Below are 25,328 nucleotides of genomic sequence, written 5' to 3' on the forward strand. Positions count from 1 at the left end.
TGTGAAGGCGATTGTATTGACCGGCATCCGGCAGATGAAGATGACGAATGTGCCGGAGCCGGTTATAAAAAAAGATGACGAGATTTTACTGAAAGTCGAGGCGGTCGGCGTCTGCGGCTCAGACGTGCATTACTATGAGACTGGCAGAATCGGCTCGCAAATTGTTAAGTATCCCTTTGTAGTCGGCCATGAATGTGCTGCGACAGTTGAGGCCGTCGGCTGTGCAGTTACCCGCGTCAGGGCTGGTGATAATGTTGTTGTCGAGCCGTCAATGGCCTGTAACAATTGCGACCAGTGTAAAAGCGGAAGAAAGAATACCTGCCGGAACCTGAAATTTCTCGGCTGTCCCGGCCAGGCAGAAGGGTGTTTATGTGAGTATATCATTATGCCTGAAGATTGCTGCTTTCCCATCGATGAAAAAATCACCTTTGAGCAGGGGGTGTTGTGCGAACCGCTGGCTATAGGTATCTACGCTGTTAAACAGGCTCATCTATCGGAAAATACAGATATAGCGATACTCGGCACAGGTCCAATTGGCTTGAGCTGTTTGGTTAGCGCCAAAGCTAAAAATGTAAATTCCAGTTACGTTACCGAAAAAATTAAGGAACGTATGGAAGCAGCGAAAAATAATGGCGCAAGCTGGGTTGGGAATCCGAATAAAGAAGATATAGTTAAAGAAATTCTTAGGCAGAAACCATCCGGGGTGGATGTTGCCTTTGAATGTGCCGGGCAGCAGGAAACAATCGACCAGGCGGTAGAGATACTAAAGCCCGGCGGTAAACTAATGCTCGTTGGGATTCCGCGACTTGAAAGAATCTCGTTTAGTATTGATAAGATACGCAGGAAAGAAATCACTATTGTGAATGTTCGCAGACAGAATGAATGTACGCAGGCGGCGATTGATATGATAGCTGACGGCAAAATAGATGTTGATTTTATGATAACCCACAGATTCAAACTCGAACAAACCCAGCAGGCCTTCGATATGGTAGCTGAGTATCGTGATGGCGTTATTAAGGCACTAATTGAACTTTAGGCCTATGAGAAAAGCGAGCATCATTAGCATCGGCAATGAAATTCTCAGCGGTCAGACAGTAGATACTAACGCTGCATATCTGAGCGGGAAACTGCTTTCAATCGGCATACCTGTTGTCAGCTCCTACACAGCCGGAGATGATATGGATTTGATTGTGCGAATGTTGAATCTGGCGAGCGGTGATGCGGATGTAGTGTTAGTAACCGGTGGTTTAGGGCCTACTGATGACGATGTAACACGCCAGGGGTTTGCCAAATTTCTCGGCAGCGAATTAGAGTTACAGAGCGAGCTTTTCGAGAAGATTCGAAATATATTCGCTAACCGACAGCGGCCGATGCCGGAGAGAAATAAAATCCAAGCATACATACCGGCTGGTACTAAGGCCATCGAAAATAATCTCGGCACAGCTCCGGGAATAAGGGCTGAATTGAAGGGTAAATTGTTTTTCGTAATGCCCGGCGTGCCGTCGGAAATGAAGCAAATGTTCGAGGGGTCGGTTTTTCCAGAACTACAGAAATTTGCCGGCAAACAAGCGGTTATTGTGCTGAAATTGAGGTGTTTTGGGGCAGGGGAGTCAGATATTGCTGAAAAGCTCGGTGACCTTATGCAGCGAGGCAGAAACCCTTTAATTAACTGTACGGTGCATTATGGCGTCATTACGCTGCATATTATAGCAACGGCGGAAGATAAAGGGCAGGCGCAGGAAATGGCTCAAAAATGCGAAAAAACGCTGCAAAATGCTCTCGGAGAGCTAATTTATGGTACAGGAGAGCAAACTTTAGCTGAGGTTGTGGGGGCAAAATTAGCTCAACAGAAAAAGACAATCGCCGTAACTGAATCCTGCACAGGCGGCACTTTGGCCAAGTTACTGACCGATATCCCGGGGGCCAGCAAATATTTCACGCACGGCTGGGTTACTTACAGCAACATCGCAAAAATCAAGGCGCTTGGCATAGAAGCCGATTTAATTAAAGAAGATGGTGCTGTAAGCTGCAGTGTAGCAGAAGCTATGGCCAAGAAGGCCAGGGAAATAGCCGGAACAGACTTTGCAATCGGTATAACTGGTATAGCCGGCCCAGACGGCGGAAGCGAACAGAAACCCGTCGGACTGGTATATATTAGTGTGGATTCCGATAGTGGCTGTGAAACCAAGCGTTTTGTTTTTGCTGCTCACAGCAGAGATTTTGTACGGCTTCAGGCGGCACAAACAGCCCTGAATATGCTCCGGCTAAAGTTATAGCTTTGGCCAGTTGCGTCCTGATAGCAATTATGGTATAATAAAGAGTCTGGGATGCATATATGGCAGAGAAACGTAGACATTTAGGTGAGATACTCTATAAAGCGGGGCTGGTTGAAAAGCAGGCGCTTCTTAATGCAATCAAGACTTCTAAAACCAGTAATAAGAAGCTTGGTCAAGTATTGCTTGAATTGAAGCTTGTAGATGAAGAAACCCTTACCAAGGCGATCGCCAAGCAATTTGGGCTGGAATACATAAACCTGGATAAAGTCACCATTCCACCCGAAGTAATTAAACTTGTGCCGGAAGATCTTATGAGAAGGCACAATGTCCTGCCTCTTAGTATGAATAACGGCAGGTTGAAACTGATTATCGGCGACCCGTTAAACTTAGATGCGATGGATACGCTTCGGTTTCGTCTTAATGCCGAACTGGACTACTGCCTTGCAAACCCTTCAAAAATCAAATCTTATCTTAGTGATTCAGTAGTAGAAGAAACAAAAAGCGAAGAAGACGATAAGTTGAGACACAGCATCGACGCAACAGCCGCCGAGCTTGCAGAGGCCAGCCGAGAGCTGCAGGCAGAAGCCCTTAAAGCCGAGGCAGCAGGTGGCAGCGATGATGGCCCAATTGTTAAACTGGTAAACTTGATAATAGATAATGCCTATCATATGCGTGCGAGCGATATTCATATTGAGCCGATGTCCGACAGGGTACGTATAAGATATCGTGTCGACGGCGTCTGTCTGGAAAAAGATAACATTCCCAAAAATATGCAGCCACAACTGCTTGCCCGCTTCAAAATCCTGTCTGGTATGGATATTGCCGAAAGAAGATTGCCGCAGGATGGTCGTATTAAACGCATGATTGGAGACAGCGATGTTGACTTTCGTGTCTCTGCTCTGCCAGGCAACCACGGAGAAAGCGTGGTATTGCGTATTTTGCGCCGTGATTCAGTTAATATCGGTATTCAGTCACTCGGTTTTGAACAGGACGATTACGAGCGATTTTTGAGAATAATCAAAAGGCCCAATGGTATCTTTCTGGTGACAGGTCCTACCGGCAGCGGAAAAACCACAACTCTGTATGCAGCTCTGCAGGAACTTAACAGGCCGGACAAGAAGATTATTACCGCTGAAGACCCCGTGGAATACAACTTTACAGGGATGAATCAGTGCCAGGTCAAAGAAGAAATCGAGCTTACGTTCGATAAAATCCTAAGGGCAATGCTGCGACAAGCTCCTAATATCATACTTGTCGGTGAAATTCGAGACGGTATCGTTGCGGATGTCGCGATTCAAGCAGCACTTACAGGACACCTGGTTTTCAGTACTTTGCATACCAATGATGCCCCCGGTGCAATTACGCGTTTAATAGATATGGGTGTTAAGCCATTCCTTGTAGCCAGCTCGATTCAAGCTATTATGGCGCAGCGGCTCGTAAGAGTCATTTGCAGTAAATGCAAAGTAGTCGATGAAAATCCGGACCCGCATTATTTGCGAATGGTTAATATCACACCTGAAGATCTCAAGAAACATCCTATTTACAAGGGAGCCGGCTGCAGCAACTGCCAGAAGACCGGCTATAAAGGCCGAATGGCAGTATTTGAGATGGTGGAGCTAAACAGCAAGATAAGAGAATTGGCCTTTGAAAAGGCAACTAATACCAATTTGAGAAAGGCCTGCCGGGCAAGCGGAATGAGGACGCTGGCTGAAGACGGCAGACTGAAGATATTTAAAGGAGTGACTACACCGATAGAAGTAGCGGGTGTGGCGGAGGCCGAGGACATGATCACGGGATAGATAAAGTGGGTTATTGAGGATTCTTAAATGGCAACAGTTAATATGGATCGGTTACTGCAGGCTTGTGTCTCGCAAAAAGGCTCGGACATACACCTTACCACCGGCCGGGCACCGGTATTGAGGATAGATGGTTCACTGAGGTCTTTGGAAACCAAGGTTCTTGAGGCTGATGATACCGTGGCTTTGATGAAAAGTATCGCACCTGAGCGGAATCAGCAGGAACTTCAGGAAGAGGGCGGAACTGACTTTGGTTTTGCCTACGGTGATATAGCAAGGTTTCGTGTATCTGTTTTTCGGCAAAGGGGTGATATCGCGATAGTCTTACGTCTTATCCCAACAAAAATTCTGACATTTGAAGAGATAGGCCTGCCCAAAATTTGTGCTGCTTTGTGCCGGAGACCGAGAGGGATGTTTCTGGTTACAGGCCCGACGGGAAGCGGTAAAACAACCACCCTGGCGTGCATGGTAAACTATATTAATGAACATTTTGACCGTCATATTATAACAATAGAGGAACCAATAGAATATTATCACAAGCACAAAAAGTCGCTTGTCAACCAGCGAGAGGTCGGCGTTGATGTTCCAAGTTTTAGTGAAGCACTAAGGCGCGTTTTAAGAATGGACCCGGATGTTATTATGGTAGGTGAACTGCGAGACCTGGAGACAATCGAGGCGGCCGTTAGAGCTGCCGAAACCGGCCACCTTGTTTTCAGCACACTGCATACAATAAGCGCTGCGGGAACGATTACCAGAATTATTGACGTATTTCCGGTAAACCAGCAGGAACAAATTCGCACCCAGTTAAGCTCCAATTTGATGGCAGTTCTCAGTCAGGACCTTTGTCCTTTGGCTACCGGCAGGGGAAGAGTAGCTGCTTATGAGTTTATGGTTGTTACTCCTGCTATTGCCAACCTTATCCGTGAAAACAAGACTTATCGAATTGATTCGAGCATCCAGACGGGTAAAAAATTAGGGATGCAGCTTCTCGACGAACATCTTTGGCAGCTATATGAAACCGGCAAAATTACAATGGAGAGTATGCTGGATAAGGCCCGCGCACCGGGGGCATTGCAGGACAAGGCTATGGCCAAGCTAAAAGGTGTGAAGGGGAAGAGACCGACAAAGGAAGGCGAAGAGGAAATAGAAATTTTCCGGACGTAGCTAGCCACAAAAAACGAGTCAATTTTGACGAAATACCAGCTTGGAAATGAATTCGGCTGGTATTTTTTTGTATATTAAAAGGGCAGTTTTTTCGATAAATAGAGGGGTGTCTGGCGTTAAAATAGGCACTTTTGTAAGTCTTAACAACTAAATGTCCAATTTGTAATTTACTTGTCAAGAAGCTTTTAATGTGATATAATTAATACAGATTAGGAACCGATTGGTTAGAGGTATAAGGCAGATGGAAAAGGTAAAGACTGCAAAAACACTTCCTCCTATAGAACAATTAAGGGGTAGAACCCTCGGCAGGATACTTATAAAAATGGGTGTCCTGACAAGAGAAAAGGTCCATGAGTGCCTTAAGGTCCAGAAGCAGAAGCCCGGGGTTCGCATAGGCCAGATATTCCTCGAACTTGGCTTGGTAGATGAAAATCAGCTGCAAATGGCTCTCGCGGCCCAGCGAGGGATGGAATATATAAAACTGAGCGATATTGATATTCCCGCTGATGTAATCGAGAAGGTGCCGATGCAGATGGCAAAGACATATCACATCATACCCATCGAATATGATAAGGCGAAGAAAGAGCTATGTGTTGTTCTTGACAGCGCCGATAATTTCAAGGCGACCGATGACTTGAGCACCTTAATGGGTTTTAGAGTTACCGCGAAGATAACTGACTCTGATGCGCTTGAAGCTGCGTTAGCTAAATATTACAAAGAAGAGCAGGAAGAAAACATCAATGAACTGATAGGTGAAATCCAGGCGGACGGTTTCCTTGCAGAGTTCGAAGGCAGGAACGCGAGTATAGACCTTGATGAATTAAAGGAGCTGTCAGAATCGAATCCCGTCAAGAAGCTGCTGAACCTTGTTTTGATGCAGGCAATTCGTGACAAGTCCTCGGATATTCATTTTGAGCCGTTTGAAAATGAATACAAGATGCGTTATCGCATAGACGGCGTGCTTTACGAGATGGTTCCTCCGCCTAAGCACATCGCCGCGGCGCTTAGCTCGCGTATAAAAGTTATGGCGAGCCTGGATATTGCAGAGAGACGGTTGCCGCAGGACGGCCGAATATCGCTGACCGTCCAGGGTAAGCCGGTTGATTTGCGGGTTAGTGTTTTGCCCACAATGTTCGGAGAAAGTGTGGTGCTGCGTGTCCTCGATAGAAGTCAGCTAAGCCTGGATTTGGAAAAACTGGGGCTGAGACCATACGACCTTGATTTATTCCGTCAGCTTATTCACAAGCCTAATGGTATTATAATTGTGACGGGTCCCACCGGAAGCGGCAAAACTACTACTCTTTACTCGGCCTTGACCGAACTTAATGACATTGAGACTAAAGTTATCACCACTGAAGACCCCGTAGAATACGACCTTGACGGTGTTATTCAGGTTCAAATGAAGCCGGACATCGGACTGACATTTGCAAAGTGCCTGCGTTCGATTTTGCGTCAGGACCCCGACGTTATAATGGTCGGTGAAATTCGTGACCTTGAAACGGCAGAAATCGCGGCCCAGTCGTCTCTGACGGGCCATATAGTGTTTACCACGCTGCACACAAACGACGCCCCAAGCTCAATAGCCCGACTTTTAGATTTGGGTGTCGAAACATTTCTTATTACTGCTACGCTCGAAGGTGTCGTTGCTCAGCGATTGGTCAGAAAGATATGTGAGAAATGTAAAACACCATTCGAGCCAACAGAGACTCAACTGCTGGAATTAGGGCTTTCACCGGCAGATGTCAAAGGCAAGAGTTTCCATTACGGCAGAGGCTGCAGCAAATGCAATAATACCGGTTACAGAGGGCGAACGGGTATTTACGAGATTATGGTATTCACCGATGAGATACGTGAGTTAGTTATGAATCAGGCTTCGACAAGTCTCCTGCGTGCAGCAGGGCAAAAGGCCGGCATGAAGCTATTGCGGGAGAATGGTTTGGCAGCTATTTATGACGGCATTACTACTATAGAAGAGATAGTAAAAGAAACAATTTCAGAGGAGGCATAAGAAGACCAGTGGCTATGGAATATTTCATAGTAAATCATCGATCCGAAGGAGGTGATTAGAATGCCTATTTTTCAATACGAAGCGTTGGATTCTCAGGGTGTAGGAGTCAAGGATGAAATAGAAGCCCTGAGTCAGAAAGAGGCGATAAGCAAAATACGAAATATGGGCTATTTCCCCACGAAGGTCCGTGAACATGGGGCCGGGAAAAAAGCTCCGGAAAAAGCCGCCGCAAAGCAGAAACCGAGGCGTGGCGCCGGTGGAAAGGTTAAAGTCAAACTTGTAACCCAGTTTGCGAGACAGCTTTCTACGCTGCAGGACGCAGGACTGCCCATTTTGAGGTCACTGCGTATTCTGCAGGAGCAGCAAAAAGCAGGAACATTCAAGAGAGTCATTGGTTATGTGGCAGATGACATCGAAGGCGGCTCAACACTCTCGGAAGCTATGAGCAGATTTCCACGGTGTTTTGACCGGTTGTTTGTGAACATGGTGGCAGCCGGAGAGACCGGCGGCGTGCTCGACCTTATTTTGGCACGTATTGCTGATTTTATGGAGAAAGCCCAGAAGCTTAAATCCCGGGTTAAAAGCGCCATGGTTTATCCGCTTGTGGTTTTGAGCGCGGCATTCGGTATTCTTTTAATGTTGATGTGGAAAGTGATACCCACGTTTACCGAAGTGCTGGGTGAAATGACAGAGGGTGGAAAGTTGCCGGCGTTGACGCAAATGGTGTTCGGAATGAGCAACTGGATAGCATATCACTATGGCTGGGCTATTCTGTTAGGAGTGCCGTTCGGAATAGTTTTTATACTCAAAGCTGTAAGAACAGTTCGTGCCGGCAGATACGTTCTGGATACTGTCAACCTGAAACTGCCGGTGGTGGGCAAACTTAGCGGTTACGTGGCCGTTACACGGTGGACAAGAACGTTAGGGACATTGATTGGTGCCGGTGTGCCGATTCTGGATGCTATTAACACTTCGCGGGAGACGGCTGGAAATGAGGTCTATGCCAGCATGCTTGGCAAGGTTCACAACTCAATCAGGCAGGGCGATACCTTCGCCAGCCCGCTAAAACAATCCAAAACCGTTGACCTAATCGTATCCAGCATGGTTTCCGTAGGCGAGGAAACAGGCGACCTGGATAAGATGCTTCTGAAAGTAGCCGACAACTTCGATGAGCAGGTTGACGTGATGGTCGGTTCACTGATGTCACTGCTTGAGCCGATTATGATTATTGTGCTCGGCTCTATCGTTATGACCATCGTCTTGTCGATATTTATGCCGATGATATCAGTTATCCAAAGTTTATCCGGAGGCTCCAGCTAAAAGCTGGACTAAATTAACAGGTCAAGCATTTATTTAATTGAATAATGAGGAGAATAAAATGAAACCGATTACCAAACAATCTGACAAAAAAACAGCGTTTACCATTATCGAGTTGCTGACCGTTATGAGTATTATCGTGATTCTCATCGGTCTGCTTTTGCCGTCTTTGAATATGGCCAAACGGTACGCAAAAGAAGTAAGGCAAAGGGCACAGTTCCACAGCATCGGCGCTGCGATGGAGCTTTTCAGTGCCAACAGCGGGTGGGGCGGCTATCCGCCTTCGGACGCCTTGGACACAGCGGCGACGCCTCTGTACTACTGTGGAGCACAAAAGCTTTGTGAAGCCATGATGGGCCAGGACCTGGCAGGCTTTCACCCGGATTCACAATTCCTGGCTGCTTGTACGGATGGAACCAATAAATTATACAATAATAATCCGGTAGGTGATCCACTTTATCCTACCGAAGAGGCGAATTTGAAGCTCAGAAAAGGGCCGTATTTAGAAACTGAAAAAGTTAGTGCCTATAGGTTAAGCGATTTGTATGCAAATACAGGGTCGAATCTTGATCCGGATTTGTTTGTTCTGTGCGACGTGTATAACCGCGTTAGAAACAGGACAACTGGAAAAGGAGTAGGTATGCCCGTACTTTACTATAAGGCCAATAAAGCAAATACCAAACATGACCCCAATGCCGCCTATCTCCCAACAACTGCCGGTGATAATGGCTATATTTACAATTATCTGGACAACGATGATTTAGTCCTGCTGGGGTTGCCGGGGAGTACAACTCCACATCCCATGGCTTCTACGCAGACTCCCGAAGTATTTTATGAAATGACAAGGGATAGCAGGGTTAGCTTGCCGGACGGCTGGCCGTACAGGCCGGATTCTTATATCCTGCTTTCGGCGGGTTTTGACGGTCTATATGGCACAGATGACGACATATTTAATTTTGACAAGGCACCCGGCCAGTAATGGGCGCGTAGAGGACTGAGAAGAAGTAAGGAGGTAATAGCTGTGAAAGATAAAAAATCAGCTCATCGGAACGGAGTCTGCCGAAGCGTGGCTTTTACGCTGGTGGAGTTATTATCGGTTCTGGGGATAATTGCCATATTGGTTGCGCTGCTTATTCCTGCTCTGACTATGGTGCGTGACATGGCAAAAGAAACACAGCAGAAGGCCCAGATTGCCACCATCGAGATGGCTCTGACGGCGTTTAAGCATGATTACGGCGATTATCCGCCGTCACACGGCACATTTGGTAGTAGTATAGACTATTATTACCCCGGAGCTCAGACTCTTGCCGAAGCCCTTGTGGGCTGGGACCTGTTGGGGTTTCATTTTAGCAACCCAAAGTCAAGCTGGGATTCAGTAGGAACTGCATATCCGCAGCCACCGACTGAGGATGATTTGAAAAATAACAGGAGAGGGCCTTATCTGGAGCTTGCAACCGCTAACGCGTTTCGTCTGAATAATCTATTTACTGGTATTTCTTCAAATTATAATTCAGATGCTTTTGTGATTTGTGATGTATTCGGCAAAAAGCCGGTAAAAGTCGGCGGAAAGACTGTTATGGCAGGGGCCCCAATCCTTTATTACAAGGCGAATACCTCCAGTAAAACAATAGACTATACTAGTCCTATACTGCGCACAGAGCTAATATACAATTACTTAGACAATCGCTCTTTTATTTATGATTTTATTCCAGCGAGTCCACTTTATGACACTCAATTTTTCTATGATTATATCAGAGACCCGAAGGTAACAACGGCAGTTTGGCCCTTCAGGCCTGAATCGTACCTGCTGATTTCAGCAGGGTCAGACGGCCTGTATGGGACGAGAGATGATATTTGTAATTTTGACCCTAATTTCCCCCCCGAATAAACGATGCGATTGGTTGTATTTGACAATGAAAAGAAGACGAAACAAAACCGGCGTTACGCTTGTCGAGATACTGGTTGTCGTGGCGGTAATTGCGATATTAATCTCAATGGTAATCGGTATCGCCGCCCGCATCGACACTCAGGGTAAGGAACAGCTTACAAAAAATACTTTGGCGCTGCTTGATGCCGCTTTGGGGGAATTTGGCGATTACGAGTATAGCTACACAGACTACCCAAGTTTCGCTGGGCTTAAGTACCCGCCGGACTGCAATAATTTCGATACGAGCGACTTCGCAACAGAGTTAGGATGGACAATTGGCGGCCCAGGTACGCACGATGCCAACTATTCGGGAAGCGAGGTGATGTATTTCTTTCTGAGCAAGGTCCCCGAAAGCAGAACGATACTGGATAAAATCGACACGAAACTGGTAACTAATCTGGATATCGACGGAGACCCTATAGAAATTACCGTCGGCTCCGGCCCAGGCGCCAAAGTATATGAGCTGTTTAGAGTAATCGACCCCTGGGGTGAGTCCCTGCGGTATAGCTACTACGATAATACCCTGGAAAATACCACAAGCGAGCCAAGGCGTGTTCCACTGGGACCAGGACCGAAGACTTTCCCTATAGTTACCTCGGCCGGGGCGGACAAAACTTTCGGCACTGATGATGATATAGAAAGTGAGTAGGCCGTTTTAGGCCTTTAGCGGCATAAAGATGAAGACAAAACACAGACAATCCGGTCTTTCGCTGATGGAGGAGGTGGTTGTCGTTGCAATCATAGCGATACTTGTCGTTTTCGGCCTGCCTGCCATCCGCGCGTTTACCAGGTCGGTCGAGTCCGGCGGCAGCGCAAGGGCTATGATAAGCGCGGCCCTGGCTTCAGGCCGTGCCATCGCCGCTAAAGAGCAGCACTACGCCGGCGTCAGGTTCCAAAATATTTATCAGGAAGACGGCTCCGGCTGTCAGTATATGATTTTCATCGTTTATGACTCCAATCTTCCTCGTGACAGTATGCAAGGCAATCTCGGCTGCCGGGCAGTCGAGGATTATAAGCCGATTAAGCTGCCTGATTCGGTCGGTGTGATGGATTTAATGGTTAACGATACGGAAATCAGTTCCGACCTTCAAATAGATACGCCTGCAGAGGTTAATGATACGACTACATTTTCAGTTCTTTTTTCACCATCCGGTAAACTGGTGACACACAACCTTTGGGTCAGGAATAGGGATGGAGACACCGGTAACGGCAGCAAAGATGATATCTTTAATACAGAATCTAACGTTCGAAATGGTATCGGAATGTTTGTACAGGATGAAAACGGGGAAACGGAACAGAGCCGGAATAGTTTTATCATTTATGACAGGGCCGCATTTGAAAAGCTGGATTTGAGCAGCAGATACACTGATTATCTGGATGATTTGGCTTCGCAGGAGATTTACATAAACCCATACACAGGAACGATGATAGAAAAATAAAATTAGTTGTTAGTTCGTGGTTTGTAGTTCATAAATAAAGGTTGGGAATACAATGAGTTTTAGATTTGAAGAATTGGTGGTTTATCAAAAAACTCTGGATTTTGTTGACAAGATTTATTCGTTAACTAAAGACTACCCTCGCGATGAGATGTTTGGCTTGACGAGTCAGTTGCGAAGGGCTGCTGTTTCGATTTCTTTGAATATTGCCGAAGGTTCTGCCCGGACCAAAAAGGATTTTGGCAGGTTTATCGATATGGCAAGAGGTTCAATTTTTGAATGTGTTGCTATATTAAAACTCTCTGTGAGGCAGAATTATATGAACCAGTTGAAATTTGAGGAGTTAGAAAAAGACCTGGTTGAGATATCAAAAATGTTAAGTGGTTTAAAGCGTAAATTGTCTTAAAGGCTACGAACTACGAACTACGAACTATGAACTACAAACTAAGTAATTCCGGTTTTTCTCTTACTGAGGTGCTGATAGCAGTGGGGATACTGGCTGTCGGAATGGTTTTTGTGGCCGGCGTTTTTCCAGCGGGTATTTATTTAACGACAATCGCCACTGAAAGGACCATTGCTGCGGTGGCTGCTGACGAGGCCTTTGCAAAAATAAGAATATACGCCGTAGGCGACCTTCTCGATGCAACTGATAATGTTGACATCACCACATTGCCAACAAACTCGCTAACGGACTTCAATGATTCCACCATATTTCATGCAACATCAGGAATTACGGCTGACGAATTTCAATATCCTTCGGTCGATACGAACGAACCGAACCAGTACTGCTGGTCGGCTTTGTGTAGGCGGGTAGCGCCTGACCCTAATCAGCTCGTGCAGGTAATAGTCTTTGTGAGCAGGAAGACAGGCGGGAACCTGAAGTATCCGGACCCGAGCGATCCGCTCAACAGCATGATCTATATCGATTGGCCGAGGCCGGTCATGGTCGGTGTAACGGGGACTGCCGGCGGTAACGAGCTGACAATCGACTCCGGCTATGAAACATTTATCAACGACGGCTATACGGTAGTCGATGACGCGACCGGCCGGATTTATCGCGTCCTCGAGCGTTATAAACCGCCCGATGACGACACAATTCTGCTTGACATGAATTGGGATGGGACGTCTGGAGCTGGATTTGTTTGGGTGGTCCCGCCGCCGGTCGGAGGCGGCAGACGCCCCTGCATAACGGTGTATCAGAAATTAATAATTTTTTGAACTTAAAAAATAAAATCATGGTGTCTTCGTGTCTTGGTGGCAAAAAGATGAAAAAGGCTTTTACTCTAATTGAGGTTGTAGTCGCTGTTGCGCTCCTGGCGGTAGTGTTTGTCTTTGCAGGCATGATTTTCAGGGTCGGCATAGAATCCTACCGCATCGCCGGCGCAAATGCGGAAATTATGCAGAAACTGCGTGCCATCACCGACCAGCTTAACGCCGACTTCAGGGGCGCAATATCACCCCCGGGAGGAATGATACATTTTGTTTATCCCGTTGGTTATCTCGACCCAAACAGCATATCCTACATTGATAATAAATTTACTTATACCGCTGCTGATATGGCTAATATTAAAGGTGTGAGGTCAGATAGTATCGTGTTTTTTGCAACCGGGGATTTTCAATCTACCCGTCAATATGCTTACGCCGGTTCAACTTCAGACAAAACTGTAATAGGTAATGTCGCGTGTATATTTTACGCTCTTGCAAACGTACCCACGTATAGTCTGGAGGAGAAACCTGACCCCAAAAAAAAGATATTGATGAGAAGACAAACAATAATAATCCCGGATCCAAACTGGGTTCCGTTAGATATAAATGATTTGGGTGAATATTGTAATGCACAGTCTTTGGCTGATTTAATTGCAGATTTTGATGCTAATACCCTGACGGACGACAAGAATTTGGACCCTAATAACCCGGATGATGTAGTAAACTATATGGCTAAAGGAGTGGACGATTTCACGATACAATATGTTGGGACTGAGTCGCCTCCGGACCTTTCTAAAAATTTTAATGACTGGCGGCCGAACAATAGCGATGTTATCGCCGGCTGGGCTGGGGAAGCATTAATTCCAATAGCCTTTAAGTTTACCTTTACGTTATACGATTCCAAGGCGATTATAAAAGAAGGCAGGAAATTTACCCATATCGTCTATGTAGGAAATTAAGAAGTTCATGGTTTTTAGATTATAGCATAGGGAATAAAGCATGATAAAAACAGGATTCAAACTACGAACCACGAACCACGAACCACGAACAAGGCTTGCCTCGGCCCTTATCATCGCTGTGATTTTGACCAGCCTGCTGGCCATCATCGGCATGATGTTCGTTATGATTGCGCGGGTGGACAAAATGTCGACATCGGCAATATCGCAAAACAAGGACCTTGATTCTGTTGCCGAAGCAGTTGTTGCGAAAATATCGCAGGAGTTGGTTTTAGATGTCCCGGGCGTGGCGGGGCAGGAATACTATGACTATCCCGATGCCAACAGTAATGCATGGCTGGCAAGTCTCGAACCGTACAAGTCCGGCACAAATTATTACTGGCGGCGGATAAGTGATATCTATAATAGGCTGGATGCAAATGATTTGCCGGCTGGAATCGTTCCTGATTACCAGTCAAGTATTGCTGAAGATGTTAGTGCCGATGCCGATGGTGACGGCGTGGCCGACTCAAAATGGGTCAAGCTTGATGATATAACCTCCAGCAAAGGTAAATCCATTTACGCGGCTGTCAGAATCGTTGACAACGGCGCAATGCTGAATGTCAACACCGCTTATGAATTCGACCCGAATGCAGGGAGCTCTAATCGGATTGACGGCTCAAGTCAGACACAAATTGACCTCTTTACTTTGGCACAAAGAAGTCTTTCAAATACCATAGGTCAGCTTGATGATGCAAGATTTGGTGACGAGCCCCTTCCTCACAATTTGGACGATTACATCAGAGATGTTGTCTGGCGTTATAATGAACCAGACGGCAATTACGCGCCGTTTGATATCTCCGACGAGCTGGAGATAAGAAACAGATTTACCCTGAACCGGACCGGTGTCGACTGCCGCCTTGAAAACTTCTGGGCCGATGCATTTAAAGGCGCAGGTTATTTGAGCACCCCAGTTACAGTAACAGCGGGTAATTACAGTGATTGGCTTGAAGAGGTACATTATGATTCGTTGGTGCCAACGGCGTATTCCTATCGGCACATCGGCACTATTTACAATATGGACCGGATTATCACCCCCGATTGTAACAAGATGACTAATATAAATACTGCTGATGTTAATACTTTATGCGAAAGCATTCGCAGAATTCTTAGTGATGCTAATTATCCGGATGTTAATAGTGTATCCGCACAGATAGCAGTCAATCTGATTGATTTTCGCGATAGCGATTCGAACGATATTACCGTTTATTACAATCCGGATGACGACGAGTCCTATTACGGCTTTGAGCAGCCGTGTATTTATATCTCCGAGCTGGCCCACAAATTTAAACAGGATTCGGTTGACCCCACTATTGTTTATACGTCTTATGCGATTGAGCTTTACAAGCCCTATGCGGGGGATAGCGACCCCTGCGGTTGGCAGCTTGTGAGCGGCGGCGGTAAGATCCAGATAAATAATTGGACGGCAGGCGAGCAGTATTATGTCATACTAAATGAGGACCCTTGTGTGCCGCTTGATGTTAATACGGGAACTACCGTGCAGCCTTACTCATTTAGTTTTGCCGCAGGCGACGAAATAGAGCTGCAGCGGCCCCTTCCCGGCGGCGGCCATATTAAAGTTGATTCGAAGGTGGTCCCTGACCCCTGTGGCGGCTGGTTGGATTATTCTGGTAATCCCCGCAGTATCCAGAGGGATATTGACCGGCACAAGTGTATAAGGCGTTTGTGGGCAGGTGCCGCTGATGTGTGTACTCCGACGTTGGGCAGCTACAATAGTTATTCGAGCAGTGACTCGAATATGATTCAGGCGCATCCCGAAAACAAACCTTTTACAAACATAGGCGAGATCGGAATGATTCTCCGCAAAAGGGCCTATCCGGATCAGTATGTCCCGTATGCGATGAACTCAAACGATACCGAAGCCACTGCGAGAGTTGATTTAGCTGACCCTAATTTCCAGAAGCTTTTTAAATATTTTACCGTCTTAGACCCTGCGGTTTACTCCTGGAACGACCCAAACGAAACAAGGGTTAAAGGTCGAATCAATATCAATACCGCACCGTGGTATGTTTTGGCGCAATTGCCCTGGGTTTCGCAGAAAAGTAGCGGCAACGACGACGCCAATCTCGCACGGGCAATCGTCGCATACAGGGACCAAGATAATCTTTTGTCTTCCGGCGGGCCTGATTATAGCGGCCGTTCTGGAGAACCGGGCTTTAGGGGTATCGGTGAGTTAAATAGGGTTGTTGCCGGCCCGGATAATTACAGTATGAATTACTACATTCTGGGTGCCGAAAGAAACATCGATTTGCCCGGTTTCCCGGATTTAACAACGCCTGCTCCAAGTTTGGGCGATGGTGCCCCTTACGATTTCGAGGAGCGCGATGTGATTTTCTCGCGGATTAGCAATCTCGTTACTGTCCGCAGTGATGTTTTCACTGCCTATATCCTCGTTCGCATCGGCCGCGACGGCCCGCAAAAGAGGGTTATGGCCATACTCGACAGAAGTAATGTCTATCCCGGCAGCGGCAAAGTCAGGGTTATTGCCATTCACCCTGTCCCCGACCCGAGATAGGTTCTTATGAAGATGATGCTAAACTTTTGATTTTAGAAGCTGCAGCAATTCAGCGTGTACTTTTTTGTTCGCTGCTATCGTGTAGAATTTCTGACCCTCGTAGCCGTCTAAATCAACGGGAAAGATTTTTCCACCCTGCCAGTCGCTCACAGCAGCCCCCGCGACTTCGGCAATCAGAATCCCGGCTGCTATGTCCCACAACTTTTGGTACTGGGCAATTGTAGCGACGAGCCCTCCTTTTGCGACGTAAGCAAGCTGCAGGGCCGTTGTGCCGATGTTGCGAAATCTCGTTTTCTGCATAATTTTGCATGCCCAGTCCGGCACGCCGTCATCAAAATGACTGTCCAGCCCGACGCTCGAATAGACATTCATTTCCTCTTCGCCGGCGTTTATTTGCTTACCGTTCATCTGCGCCTGGCCGCCTTTAACTGCCGTGAACATCGAATTTGTCGCCGGCTCAAAAATCGCACCCGCAACCGACTCGCCTTTGTGCATTACTGCAATGCTGACGGTAAACAGAAGCATTTGGTGGGCGTAATTATTGGTTCCGTCTATCGGGTCGATGACCCACCAGAAAGAATCTGTCCCTCGCGGCGGCTGCTTGAATATCCTGCCTGTGTCGCCTTCTTCAGCGATAAAGCCGTGGTTCGGGTAACTTTCCTTAATCTTATCGATGATTATCTGCTGGCATTGAGCGTCAGCCTGGGTTACCAATTCGCTGTTGTTTTTTATCGAAACTTTGATAGAGCTGAGTTCTTCCATCGCCCGCTGCCCAGCCAGGCGCGCTGCTGCAACACCGGTTTCCAGCATCCTGCTTAAATCTCTCTGTTCTAATACCATATGGTTCTGCCTTGACAAAATTACAATATTGCCTATTCTAACGCAATTATGCAGGTGAGCCAACAGATAAGTAAACCGAAAATCTTTTACCGTGCATTGTCTCACCAGCGCCTCGGCGCCGGATTTATTTTCTTGGCGCTGGTTGCTTTTTTTGGCCTGTTTGCGTTGACGGGGCACTACAAAATTTCGCTGTGGCCTTATCCCTGCGGTTTCCAGCAAAGATATAACCTGCCATGTCCGACTTGTGGGGTAACCACTTCGGTAAAGGCCTTCGCTCAGGGCAGAATTCTGGAGTCGTTTTACATCCAGCCGGCCGCCGCGTTTTTATGCTGTGTACTGACAATTTCAGCGTTTTTGGCTTTGTTTATAGCTGTTTCTGGAATATACTTCAGTTTTCTTAATCGTTTTTTCGATAAGACTAAAATAAAATACGCAGTTTTAGCCCTGATAATTATTGTCGCTGTCGGCTGGGCGGTAACATTAGCTCGGGCACTGGCGGCAAACAGTCAGGGATGAGTAAAAGAAAGGAATTATGATAAAGAAAATAGAGAGACTGATCGTTTTTGTTGTATTGGCTGGGCTTTTTTTCAATAGCGGCTGTGGAATTGTAGGCCTGGTAGGCACGCCAAGCCAGTATGAGAAAGAAATTCCCGCTGAATATGACCTTACTAAGCAAAAGGACAAAAAGATACTGGTGCTTGTTAAGCAGCCTAGTGGGTTCAGAGCCAAGACAAACCTGCATTATTATTTGACTGAGGCCGTTCGCGATAGTCTCGTATCAAATGTTAAAGTTAAGCCTAAGTATGTACTTTCCTATAAGGTGTTATCTGAGTTTCGCTCTAACAGAAGCGATTTTTCATCGCTTTCACCCGAAGAAGTGGGTAAAGCTTTGGGTGCAGATATCGTTTTGTTAGTAGAGATTAGAGATTTTCAGCTTAATGAAGTGGTGGGGTCAGGTTACTATAATGGGAGTTTAAGCGTTCAGGCGGCTGTTTATGATGCGAACGATGGGAAAGAGTGGGAAGGGAGAAATGTCGATGTCGGATTCGATACTGGGGAACGCGGGCAGGAGGGAGCCGCCATGCGATTGGTAAATGCTTGTGCCTACTGTATTACGAGATATTTGTATAACTGCCCGGAATACAAATTTAGGATTTCTGACGAGGGGAAAAACACCGGTTGGGGAGATTAGTTTGGTCGTAAGCCGCTGGGGAAATGGGGAAGATGGGGGATTTAGGGTAGCATCAAACGCGCAAGTTTGCGTTTTTAGGTGGGTGTAAAGTGGTAGAAATTGCTAAAAGTTGCTAAAAATGCGCGCAAAAGTTAGACAAAATGCGCGGAAAATGGTTGGAAATGGTAGGCAATTTCTTACCCCCCTGCGCATTTGATTGAAATTTTTTGTCGGCCACGAAGTCACCAATACACAAAGAAAAATTAGTCACAGATTGCCGAAGTTAACACCGCTGAAGCAGAGTAAATTGGTCGTTAGTGAATAGTCATTAGTTGGTCGAGTTCGGCAAAGCCGAGAGAGCATAGCCTCCAGTTGCTTGCTGAGGGCAGAAGATCAGGATGATGATTTGTTGGCGTCGGCGGGAGCATTCGGTTCGGCGATTTGTTTTTTTGTCAGGACCTCTTTTATTTTTTTGAGGACATCGGGAGAGGGGACATTCTGTTCCTGCATTACCAGCAGTGCGAAGTTGTCGGCGAGAATTTCCTCAGGATGGATAAGGTAGTCTGTGTTTTTTCCCACCTGCTCAATTAAGCCAGACAGTTCTTCCATATCCACGAGCTTAGGGTTTTGGCCATCGTACACAGGCCTAAAGTCAGAAGAGCCGCCATTTTGTTCAACCAACAGGAACTGGAACTGGAGGTAGTTGAAGAACTCGCCGCCGCGTGCAACATCATATTTCTCAGCGATGGAAAACAGGATTGGAACCACTGAAACCACCTTTCCATTAAGCTGAAGGCGGATGTAATGGTCGTTTCTCGACGCATCGGGATTGGTAATCTTGCGAGACTTAAGTTCAGCAGGGAACTCGATTTCGTTGCACTTTGTGAAGCCGATGAGCCCATAGAGCCGTTCGCGCAGGTCAGGGTTTGCCCGGGTCAGGACATGAAAAAGCTCGTGACAGATAAGTTTTTCGACAGCCGATTCGTTTTCTGCGAGCTTATCTTCCGGAATAATTACGGCACTGCCTCGGGTGTATGAAGCATGGCCTTCCTCGTTTCCAGTGGTCTTGACCATATAGATTGTCTTTGGAAAGGGAAGGGGCAGAATTTTAAGCTTTGCCTGAAGGTTATAGAAAGCGGATTCAACTTTCTGCTTTTCGCTGTCGGTCCAGGGGAGGGCATTGTGGCCTGCGAACTCAAGAAACTCTGCTTTTGAAACGTCCCTATCTGTTTTCAGCCTTGCGGAACGGTCGAACGGACTCAGACATTGAACGAAGTCATCTTGTGTGGAAAGAATCTTTTTACCTTCATCAACAGTAGCGAAGACAACGGCGGTGTTGTCGCCTAGTTTTATATCACCTATGCAGGTTGTTGTAATAAAAGCACAAATAACAAAGAATGACAGATACAGGTTTTTCATATATATCTCCTTGCCGAGTATAACAATCGGAGTTTTCGGTAATATTAAGCTGAGAGGCGAGATGAGGGCAACAAAAATAGCGAATTAGAGAATTGGTGTCTGGGTTCTGGATAACGACATTCCGGGATCTCCACTGCGCTACGAGGGTGAAATTACTTGACAGTTGGGGCGGAATGGGGCAATATAGGGGGGTTAATATGTTTATTGTAAGGAGAAATGATTATGTCGTTTGGCCGTATGAATAAGAAAACCCTGTATCACGTCGTCTATGTCTTTATCTGCATAATGCTTGGTACGCTGCCTGCGGCGGCGCAGCCATCGGGCGGGCCTTATGGGCCGATTAAGCAGAAATACGATTTGCCTAAGGTTGATGGGAAGATTTACTACGTGGCTCCGGACGGCAAGGCGGAGGAAACAGGGGAAACGCTCGAGAAGCCGACGACAATAGAAGCTGCGATAGAGCGGGTAGTAAGCGGCGACGCAATCGTGATGCGCGGCGGGATTTACCGCACGGGGGAACTGGTACTGAACCAGGGAATCACTATACAGCCATACGAGGATGAGCTGCCGATTTTTAAGGGCACATTTGTTGCGAAGGAGTGGGAGAATCTGCACAACGGATTATGGTGTACATCATGGGACAGATTATTTCCCGAGAAGCCATTAGACTGGTGGAAGCGGAAGCGGCATGGGAAGGGGACACCGCTGGATCGTTTTAATAATGATATGGTGTTCGTGGACGGGAAGTTTCTGCAATCGGTCGGCTGGGAAGGCAATATTGACGCGAATTCCTACACAATCGATTATGAAGCGAAGGTGGTTTATATAGGGGTTGAACCAAACGACCACACGATAGAAATAACCGCCTTTAACGGCGGACTTACGCGGACAACGAAGGAATGTCACGGTAAGAAATCGGACGGCAAAGGGCCTGTGATTCGGGGAATCACTTTTACCCAGTATGCGCGGCTGGCGATGGAAGTTGCGGGGACGGAGCCGGAAGCCTTGTCCGCTGAGAGCAATCACGGCAAGGAAGTGACCGGGACGACTTTGGAGAATTGCGAGATTAGTTTCTGTTCGAGAGTGGCCGCTTATTTGCGCGGAGATGGTTTGACGATTCGGCATTGTAAAGTGAGCGATACAAGCACGGAAGGCATTTATATTATCGCCTCGTCGGATGTTTTGCTGGAGAAAAACATTTTCACACGGAACAATATCGAGAACATCACGGGATATTTTCCTGCGGCGGTGAAGATATTTAATCAGAGTTACCGCGTTACGTGCAGGGACAATTTGATTATCGACCTTCCGAATTCGAACGGTATCTGGTATGACGTGGGCGAGGTTGACGGCGTGTTCGTGGACAACTGGGTCGAGGGTGTAGGCAAAGTCGAAGGGCGGGTCATGGGTGAACGGTGGTATCCGAGCGACAGCGGATTTTTCTTTGAAATATCAAAGGGAGTAATTGTCGCCGGCAACGTGTTCGTCAACTGCGACCAGGGCATTCGCGTGCTCAACAGCTGCGATGCTCAAGTTTACAATAACACATTGGTGAACAGCACGGTATTCTTCGGGCGCACCTCAAGGGGTATAGCTGAGACCACTTACGGATGGGACCATCCGAGCACCGGGCCTGCTGTCGACGAAAGGGACGGACACGTATTTGTTAATAACCTTATGACGGCGGATGAGAATCATCGCGGACCGCTTTTGGTTTTCTGGCAGCCTGCGAACTTGTGCGAACGGTTTAATAAGCCACAGGTGAATCAGCTGGATTATAATGTTTATGTTCGGGCGAGTGACAAGGTTGAGCCGCTGATTTTGTGGAGTCCGGCGGCGGACGTTAATTGCCAGACGAAACTTGGTTCGCCGGAGGGTATGCAGAAGCTGCATGCGGAATTTTCGGCCCACAGCAAGTATTTCCCTGGTTACAGCGGTTCGTTATTCAAGGGTCCCGAACTGGGTAATTACCAATTATTAAAGGGATTTCCCGGGGCTATGACGGCGACCAGTCTTCCGGCTGAAATCGAGAAGCTTCTCGGCCGAGGCAAAGATTCGCAGTTTACCGGAGCGTATCCTCCTCAGTAAAGCAAGCTAAAGTCCTGGTTATAATGGGGTTGATGGCAAAATTCAGGCCAATAACGGCCAATTTTGCACAATAGTGATATTTTTCAGCAAGGGCGTGATTGATATTCATTACGGGGGCAGTTACAATATTAACCCTAAGATTGAGAGAAGTTTTTTTTGGAGACCAATTAATGATTAAGGTTCTAATTACGGACAAACTTGCACAGGAAGGAATTGATTTACTAAATTCCAAAGACGGCGTCGAGGCCGTTGTGAAACTTAAGATAAGCGAAGACGAACTTGCCAAGATTATCGGCGAATACGACGGCTTGATAGTCCGCAGCGATACAAAAGTTACCGCCAAGGTGCTGGCCAACCCGGGGAAACTGAAGGGTGTTGCCAGGGCGGGAGTTGGCATAGATAACATCGACGTTCCGGCGGCGACGAGGAAAGGCGTTCTCGTTATGAATACTCCCGGCGGCAATACGCTAAGCGCAGCGGAACATACGATGGCATTGATGCTCGCAATGAGCAGAAACGTCGTTCCCGCGTGCAACAGCCTGAAGAGCGAGGCATGGGACAGAAAAAAATATATGGGTAACCAGCTCAACGGCAAGGTGCTCGGCGTTATAGGGCTGGGCAGAATCGGCATGGCTGTGGCGAGAATGGCCAAAGGATTTAATATGAAGATTCTCGGCTATGACCCGCTGGCAGCTCCGCCGGATGCGGAGAAAACCGGAGTCGAAGTAGTTGGCAAGCTCGAAAAGATATTTAAGGAAGCGGACTATATTACCGTTCACGTTCCGAAGAACGAGCAAACGCTGAATATGATTGGCGCCGAGCAAATCAAGATGATGAAGCCAACCGTTCGGCTGGTTAACTGCGCCAGAGGCGGGATAATTAACGAAGATGCGGCTTACAATGCACTTGCGGAGAAGCGAATAGCCGGGGTTGCGTTGGACGTTTTTCCGAAAGAGCCGCCTGAGAGTTTCCGTTTCAAAGATTATGAAAACTGTCTTGTTACGCCGCACCTTGGCGCCAGCACAGAGGAGGCGCAGGTGGAGGTCGCCGTCGAAGCGGCGGAGATTCTTGTCGAGGCCATCAAGGGCGGGGCGGTCAGAAACGCAGTGAACGCACCATCTGCGGCAGGGGCTATGCCTCAGATTGTGAGCCAGTATGCAGAGCTTGCCCGGCGGATAGGCACGCTTATGAGCGCTATAACGACGAGCCCTATCAAGAAGGTCGGAGTTCAATATCGCGGCACAATTGCGGAAGCAGCTATCGAACCGGTTACACTTGGCTTTTTAATCGGCTTGCTGCAGCGGCATTTCGATATGCCTTTGAATATGGTCAATGTCGGTGTCCTTGCAAAAGAGCGCGGCATAAGCATCGACGAGACGAAGAATACGGAGGCAAAGGATGTCGCGGCAAGTTTCAGCGCCAAAATCGTTACCGATAAAGTTACACGGACCGTAACGGGTTCTGTGTTCGGAGGGAAACTGCTGCGGATAACCGAGCTTGACGGATTCAATATAGAGATGACGCCGCAGGGGCCTGTAATGGTCATCTTTAACGACGACAAGCCGGGCGTTATTGGGGCAGTGGGGACTGTTTGCGGCAAGTATAAAATCAATATATGCACGATGGGTGTCGGTCAGAAGCCAGAGGAACGAAAAGCCGTTCTTGCCGTAAGTCTCGACAAAGAACCCGACGCAAAAGCTGTTGAAGAGCTCGGCAAACTTGATTTTGTGAACGAAATTTACGTTTGCAAGTTATAGATTAGTATGCCTGAGAAATTGATAATAAGTATCAGCGGGATGAGAGGTATCGTCGGCGAAAATCTTACGCCTTCGATTGCCGCCGAGTACGGGTGCGCCTTCGGTAAATTTCTGAAGAACAGTCATGCCAGCAGAAATGGGAAATTTTCCGTGTGCATCGGGCGTGATTCTCGGTCAAGCGGGGAGATGTTAAAGTCGGCAGTAGCGACGGGATTATGTACGGTCGGAGTCGACGTGGTTGATTTAGGGCTGACGACCACCCCCGGCGTCGGTATTATGGTAAGAGAACTGCAATGCAACGGCGGAGTCATAATCACCGCTTCACATAATCCGATTCAATATAACGGAATAAAACTATTACTCGGTAATGGTATTGCTCCGCCGGCCGATACAGCAGAAAAAATCAAGCAGTATTTTTTCGATAAGCATTTTGCTCTTGTCGATTCACTTAATCACGGCAAGATAATCACTAATGAGCAGACAGATGCCACGCATATAGAAAAGGTGTTGACAATAGCCGACGAGGAAGCAATCGCGACGAAGAAATTTAAGGTTGTTTTAGACAGCGTTAACGGGGCAGGGGGGCGAGTAACCAAAAAAATACTTGCCAAGCTCGGCTGTGAAGTTATCGCAATAAACGATGAACCGACGGGCATATTCGCCCACAGACCTGAACCAACAGCTGAGAACCTGACCGGCCTTTGTAAAGCAGTAAAAGAGAATGGAGCCGACATCGGCTTTGCGCAGGACCCTGATGCTGACAGACTGGCGATTGTCGACGAGGCGGGGACATACATCGGCGAAGAATACACACTTGTCCTTGCGGCCAAATACATTTTCAGCAGGGAAACCGGCAAAGCGGCAGCAAATCTTTCGACGTCGCGGATGATAGACGACGTTGCCAGGGAGGCCGGCGGTCAGGTCATCCGCACGGCTGTCGGCGAGGCAAACGTGGCCCAGGCCATGATAGAACACAGCTGCGTCATCGGCGGCGAAGGCAACGGCGGCGTAATTGATTTGAGAGTCGGGCCAATACGAGATAGTCTTGTAGGCATTGCCCTTATCCTGCAATTGATGGCCGAGACAGGGAAAACGGTAAGCCAACTGGCCGGCGAAATCCCCAGCTATTATATGAGCAAAGAAAAATTTGCTGCGGACAAGTCGCAGGCCGAGCAAATACTGAAACTGGCCCAAAAGACATTCGCCAGTGCGAAGCTTAATACCACCGATGGCTGCCGATTCGATTTCGACGACGGCTGGCTGCATATACGGCCGAGCAACACCGAACCAGTTGTTCGAGTTATCGCAGAGGCAACCAGTAAACAGGCTGTTAGAAAATATATCGATACCGTTCTTAAAATTACACGCTAACGGACTGAAAAGAAAACCTGT

General features: G+C 47.4%; 21 protein-coding genes. 19 read left to right on the forward strand and 2 right to left on the reverse strand.

All coding sequences use genetic code 11. From position 1 onward, the window contains the following. Position 1: 1 nt before the first annotated feature. The 14 genes from PHG53_08315 (at position 2) to PHG53_08380 (ending at position 16,661) form a co-directional block, all read left to right on the forward strand. The gene (locus tag PHG53_08315; GenBank protein MDD5381621.1) at positions 2-1,036 is read left to right on the forward strand and encodes an alcohol dehydrogenase catalytic domain-containing protein; all 1,035 of its coding nucleotides are present in this window, start codon (positions 2-4) and stop codon (positions 1,034-1,036) included. A gap of 4 nt (positions 1,037-1,040) precedes the next feature. Further along, on the forward strand, positions 1,041-2,276 hold the full coding sequence (locus PHG53_08320; protein MDD5381622.1) for a competence/damage-inducible protein A: 1,236 nt from the start codon (positions 1,041-1,043) through the stop codon (positions 2,274-2,276). 59 nt (positions 2,277-2,335) lie between these two features. Next, the gene (locus tag PHG53_08325; protein ID MDD5381623.1) at positions 2,336-4,075 is read left to right on the forward strand and encodes an ATPase, T2SS/T4P/T4SS family; all 1,740 of its coding nucleotides are present in this window, start codon (positions 2,336-2,338) and stop codon (positions 4,073-4,075) included. A 27-nt stretch (positions 4,076-4,102) separates the two neighbouring features. Then, on the forward strand, positions 4,103-5,236 hold the full coding sequence (locus tag PHG53_08330; protein MDD5381624.1) for a type IV pilus twitching motility protein PilT: 1,134 nt from the start codon (positions 4,103-4,105) through the stop codon (positions 5,234-5,236). Positions 5,237-5,477: 241 nt separating this feature from the next. After that, positions 5,478-7,244 carry an ATPase, T2SS/T4P/T4SS family gene (locus PHG53_08335; GenBank protein ID MDD5381625.1) on the forward strand — a complete coding sequence of 589 codons (1,767 nt, stop codon included), beginning with the start codon at positions 5,478-5,480 and terminating at the stop codon, positions 7,242-7,244. 60 nt (positions 7,245-7,304) lie between these two features. After that, complete coding sequence (locus tag PHG53_08340) at positions 7,305-8,564, forward strand: type II secretion system F family protein (protein MDD5381626.1); 1,260 nt, start codon at positions 7,305-7,307, stop codon at positions 8,562-8,564. 58 nt (positions 8,565-8,622) lie between these two features. Next, complete coding sequence (locus PHG53_08345; protein MDD5381627.1) at positions 8,623-9,540, forward strand: hypothetical protein; 918 nt, start codon at positions 8,623-8,625, stop codon at positions 9,538-9,540. Between the two features lie 42 nt (positions 9,541-9,582). Further along, positions 9,583-10,449, forward strand: a complete 867-nt coding sequence (locus PHG53_08350; protein MDD5381628.1) for a type II secretion system protein — start codon at positions 9,583-9,585, stop codon at positions 10,447-10,449. Between the two features lie 25 nt (positions 10,450-10,474). Then, positions 10,475-11,137, forward strand: coding sequence for a type II secretion system protein (locus PHG53_08355; GenBank protein ID MDD5381629.1), 663 nt, complete (start codon positions 10,475-10,477; stop codon positions 11,135-11,137). Between the two features lie 28 nt (positions 11,138-11,165). Continuing rightward, positions 11,166-11,927, forward strand: coding sequence for a hypothetical protein (locus PHG53_08360; GenBank protein ID MDD5381630.1), 762 nt, complete (start codon positions 11,166-11,168; stop codon positions 11,925-11,927). 52 nt (positions 11,928-11,979) lie between these two features. Continuing rightward, positions 11,980-12,330, forward strand: a complete 351-nt coding sequence (locus PHG53_08365; GenBank protein MDD5381631.1) for a four helix bundle protein — start codon at positions 11,980-11,982, stop codon at positions 12,328-12,330. Positions 12,331-12,356: 26 nt separating this feature from the next. Then, entirely contained in the window at positions 12,357-13,142 is a 786-nt protein-coding gene (locus tag PHG53_08370) for a prepilin-type N-terminal cleavage/methylation domain-containing protein (GenBank protein ID MDD5381632.1), read from the forward strand. Between the two features lie 47 nt (positions 13,143-13,189). Continuing rightward, complete coding sequence (locus tag PHG53_08375; GenBank protein MDD5381633.1) at positions 13,190-14,089, forward strand: prepilin-type N-terminal cleavage/methylation domain-containing protein; 900 nt, start codon at positions 13,190-13,192, stop codon at positions 14,087-14,089. A 40-nt stretch (positions 14,090-14,129) separates the two neighbouring features. After that, positions 14,130-16,661: a hypothetical protein gene (locus tag PHG53_08380; protein ID MDD5381634.1), complete on the forward strand. Its 2,532-nt coding sequence runs from the start codon at positions 14,130-14,132 to the stop codon at positions 16,659-16,661. An 18-nt stretch (positions 16,662-16,679) separates the two neighbouring features. On the opposite strand, the gene PHG53_08385 is transcribed toward PHG53_08380, so the two are convergent. Further along, complete coding sequence (locus PHG53_08385; protein ID MDD5381635.1) at positions 16,680-17,501, reverse strand: inositol monophosphatase; 822 nt, start codon at positions 17,499-17,501, stop codon at positions 16,680-16,682. Between the two features lie 54 nt (positions 17,502-17,555). Here PHG53_08385 and PHG53_08390 point away from each other — a divergent pair, with 54 nt between their 5' ends. Together PHG53_08390 and PHG53_08395 are read left to right on the forward strand one after the other, a co-directional pair. After that, positions 17,556-18,017, forward strand: coding sequence for a DUF2752 domain-containing protein (locus PHG53_08390; GenBank protein ID MDD5381636.1), 462 nt, complete (start codon positions 17,556-17,558; stop codon positions 18,015-18,017). A gap of 16 nt (positions 18,018-18,033) precedes the next feature. Beyond that, the gene (locus PHG53_08395; protein ID MDD5381637.1) at positions 18,034-18,693 is read left to right on the forward strand and encodes a hypothetical protein; all 660 of its coding nucleotides are present in this window, start codon (positions 18,034-18,036) and stop codon (positions 18,691-18,693) included. Positions 18,694-19,065: 372 nt separating this feature from the next. Here the strand turns inward: PHG53_08395 and PHG53_08400 are convergent, their stop codons facing one another. Beyond that, positions 19,066-20,091, reverse strand: coding sequence for a hypothetical protein (locus PHG53_08400; protein ID MDD5381638.1), 1,026 nt, complete (start codon positions 20,089-20,091; stop codon positions 19,066-19,068). Between the two features lie 222 nt (positions 20,092-20,313). On the opposite strand from PHG53_08400, the gene PHG53_08405 reads away from it, so the two are divergent. The 3 genes from PHG53_08405 (at position 20,314) to glmM (ending at position 25,307) form a co-directional block, all read left to right on the forward strand. Beyond that, complete coding sequence (locus PHG53_08405; GenBank protein ID MDD5381639.1) at positions 20,314-22,179, forward strand: right-handed parallel beta-helix repeat-containing protein; 1,866 nt, start codon at positions 20,314-20,316, stop codon at positions 22,177-22,179. A gap of 170 nt (positions 22,180-22,349) precedes the next feature. Then, complete coding sequence (serA, locus tag PHG53_08410; GenBank protein ID MDD5381640.1) at positions 22,350-23,936, forward strand: phosphoglycerate dehydrogenase; 1,587 nt, start codon at positions 22,350-22,352, stop codon at positions 23,934-23,936. Positions 23,937-23,942: 6 nt separating this feature from the next. Continuing rightward, complete coding sequence (gene glmM, locus PHG53_08415; GenBank protein ID MDD5381641.1) at positions 23,943-25,307, forward strand: phosphoglucosamine mutase; 1,365 nt, start codon at positions 23,943-23,945, stop codon at positions 25,305-25,307. The last annotated feature ends 21 nt before the right edge of the window (positions 25,308-25,328 follow it).

It is taken from the genome of Phycisphaerae bacterium (assembly GCA_028714855.1).
Taxonomy (GTDB): Bacteria; Planctomycetota; Phycisphaerae; order Sedimentisphaerales; family Anaerobacaceae; genus CAIYOL01.

What these genes read in the sequence shown, in the direction of transcription:
- PHG53_08320 (MDD5381622.1), top strand. Translation starts at nt 1,041, where the DNA reads ATGAGAAAAGCGAGCATCATTAGCATCGGCAATGAAATTCTCAGCGGT.
- PHG53_08325 (MDD5381623.1), top strand. Translation starts at nt 2,336, where the DNA reads ATGGCAGAGAAACGTAGACATTTAGGTGAGATACTCTATAAAGCGGGG.
- PHG53_08330 (MDD5381624.1), top strand. Translation starts at nt 4,103, where the DNA reads ATGGCAACAGTTAATATGGATCGGTTACTGCAGGCTTGTGTCTCGCAA.
- PHG53_08335 (MDD5381625.1), top strand. Translation starts at nt 5,478, where the DNA reads ATGGAAAAGGTAAAGACTGCAAAAACACTTCCTCCTATAGAACAATTA.
- PHG53_08340 (MDD5381626.1), top strand. Translation starts at nt 7,305, where the DNA reads ATGCCTATTTTTCAATACGAAGCGTTGGATTCTCAGGGTGTAGGAGTC.
- PHG53_08345 (MDD5381627.1), top strand. Translation starts at nt 8,623, where the DNA reads ATGAAACCGATTACCAAACAATCTGACAAAAAAACAGCGTTTACCATT.
- PHG53_08355 (MDD5381629.1), top strand. Translation starts at nt 10,475, where the DNA reads ATGAAAAGAAGACGAAACAAAACCGGCGTTACGCTTGTCGAGATACTG.
- PHG53_08360 (MDD5381630.1), top strand. Translation starts at nt 11,166, where the DNA reads ATGAAGACAAAACACAGACAATCCGGTCTTTCGCTGATGGAGGAGGTG.
- PHG53_08365 (MDD5381631.1), top strand. Translation starts at nt 11,980, where the DNA reads ATGAGTTTTAGATTTGAAGAATTGGTGGTTTATCAAAAAACTCTGGAT.
- PHG53_08370 (MDD5381632.1), top strand. Translation starts at nt 12,357, where the DNA reads ATGAACTACAAACTAAGTAATTCCGGTTTTTCTCTTACTGAGGTGCTG.
- PHG53_08375 (MDD5381633.1), top strand. Translation starts at nt 13,190, where the DNA reads ATGAAAAAGGCTTTTACTCTAATTGAGGTTGTAGTCGCTGTTGCGCTC.
- PHG53_08380 (MDD5381634.1), top strand. Translation starts at nt 14,130, where the DNA reads ATGATAAAAACAGGATTCAAACTACGAACCACGAACCACGAACCACGA.
- PHG53_08385 (MDD5381635.1), bottom strand. Translation starts at nt 17,501, where the DNA reads ATGGTATTAGAACAGAGAGATTTAAGCAGGATGCTGGAAACCGGTGTT.
- PHG53_08395 (MDD5381637.1), top strand. Translation starts at nt 18,034, where the DNA reads ATGATAAAGAAAATAGAGAGACTGATCGTTTTTGTTGTATTGGCTGGG.
- PHG53_08400 (MDD5381638.1), bottom strand. Translation starts at nt 20,091, where the DNA reads ATGAAAAACCTGTATCTGTCATTCTTTGTTATTTGTGCTTTTATTACA.
- PHG53_08405 (MDD5381639.1), top strand. Translation starts at nt 20,314, where the DNA reads ATGTCGTTTGGCCGTATGAATAAGAAAACCCTGTATCACGTCGTCTAT.
- serA (MDD5381640.1), top strand. Translation starts at nt 22,350, where the DNA reads ATGATTAAGGTTCTAATTACGGACAAACTTGCACAGGAAGGAATTGAT.
- glmM (MDD5381641.1), top strand. Translation starts at nt 23,943, where the DNA reads ATGCCTGAGAAATTGATAATAAGTATCAGCGGGATGAGAGGTATCGTC.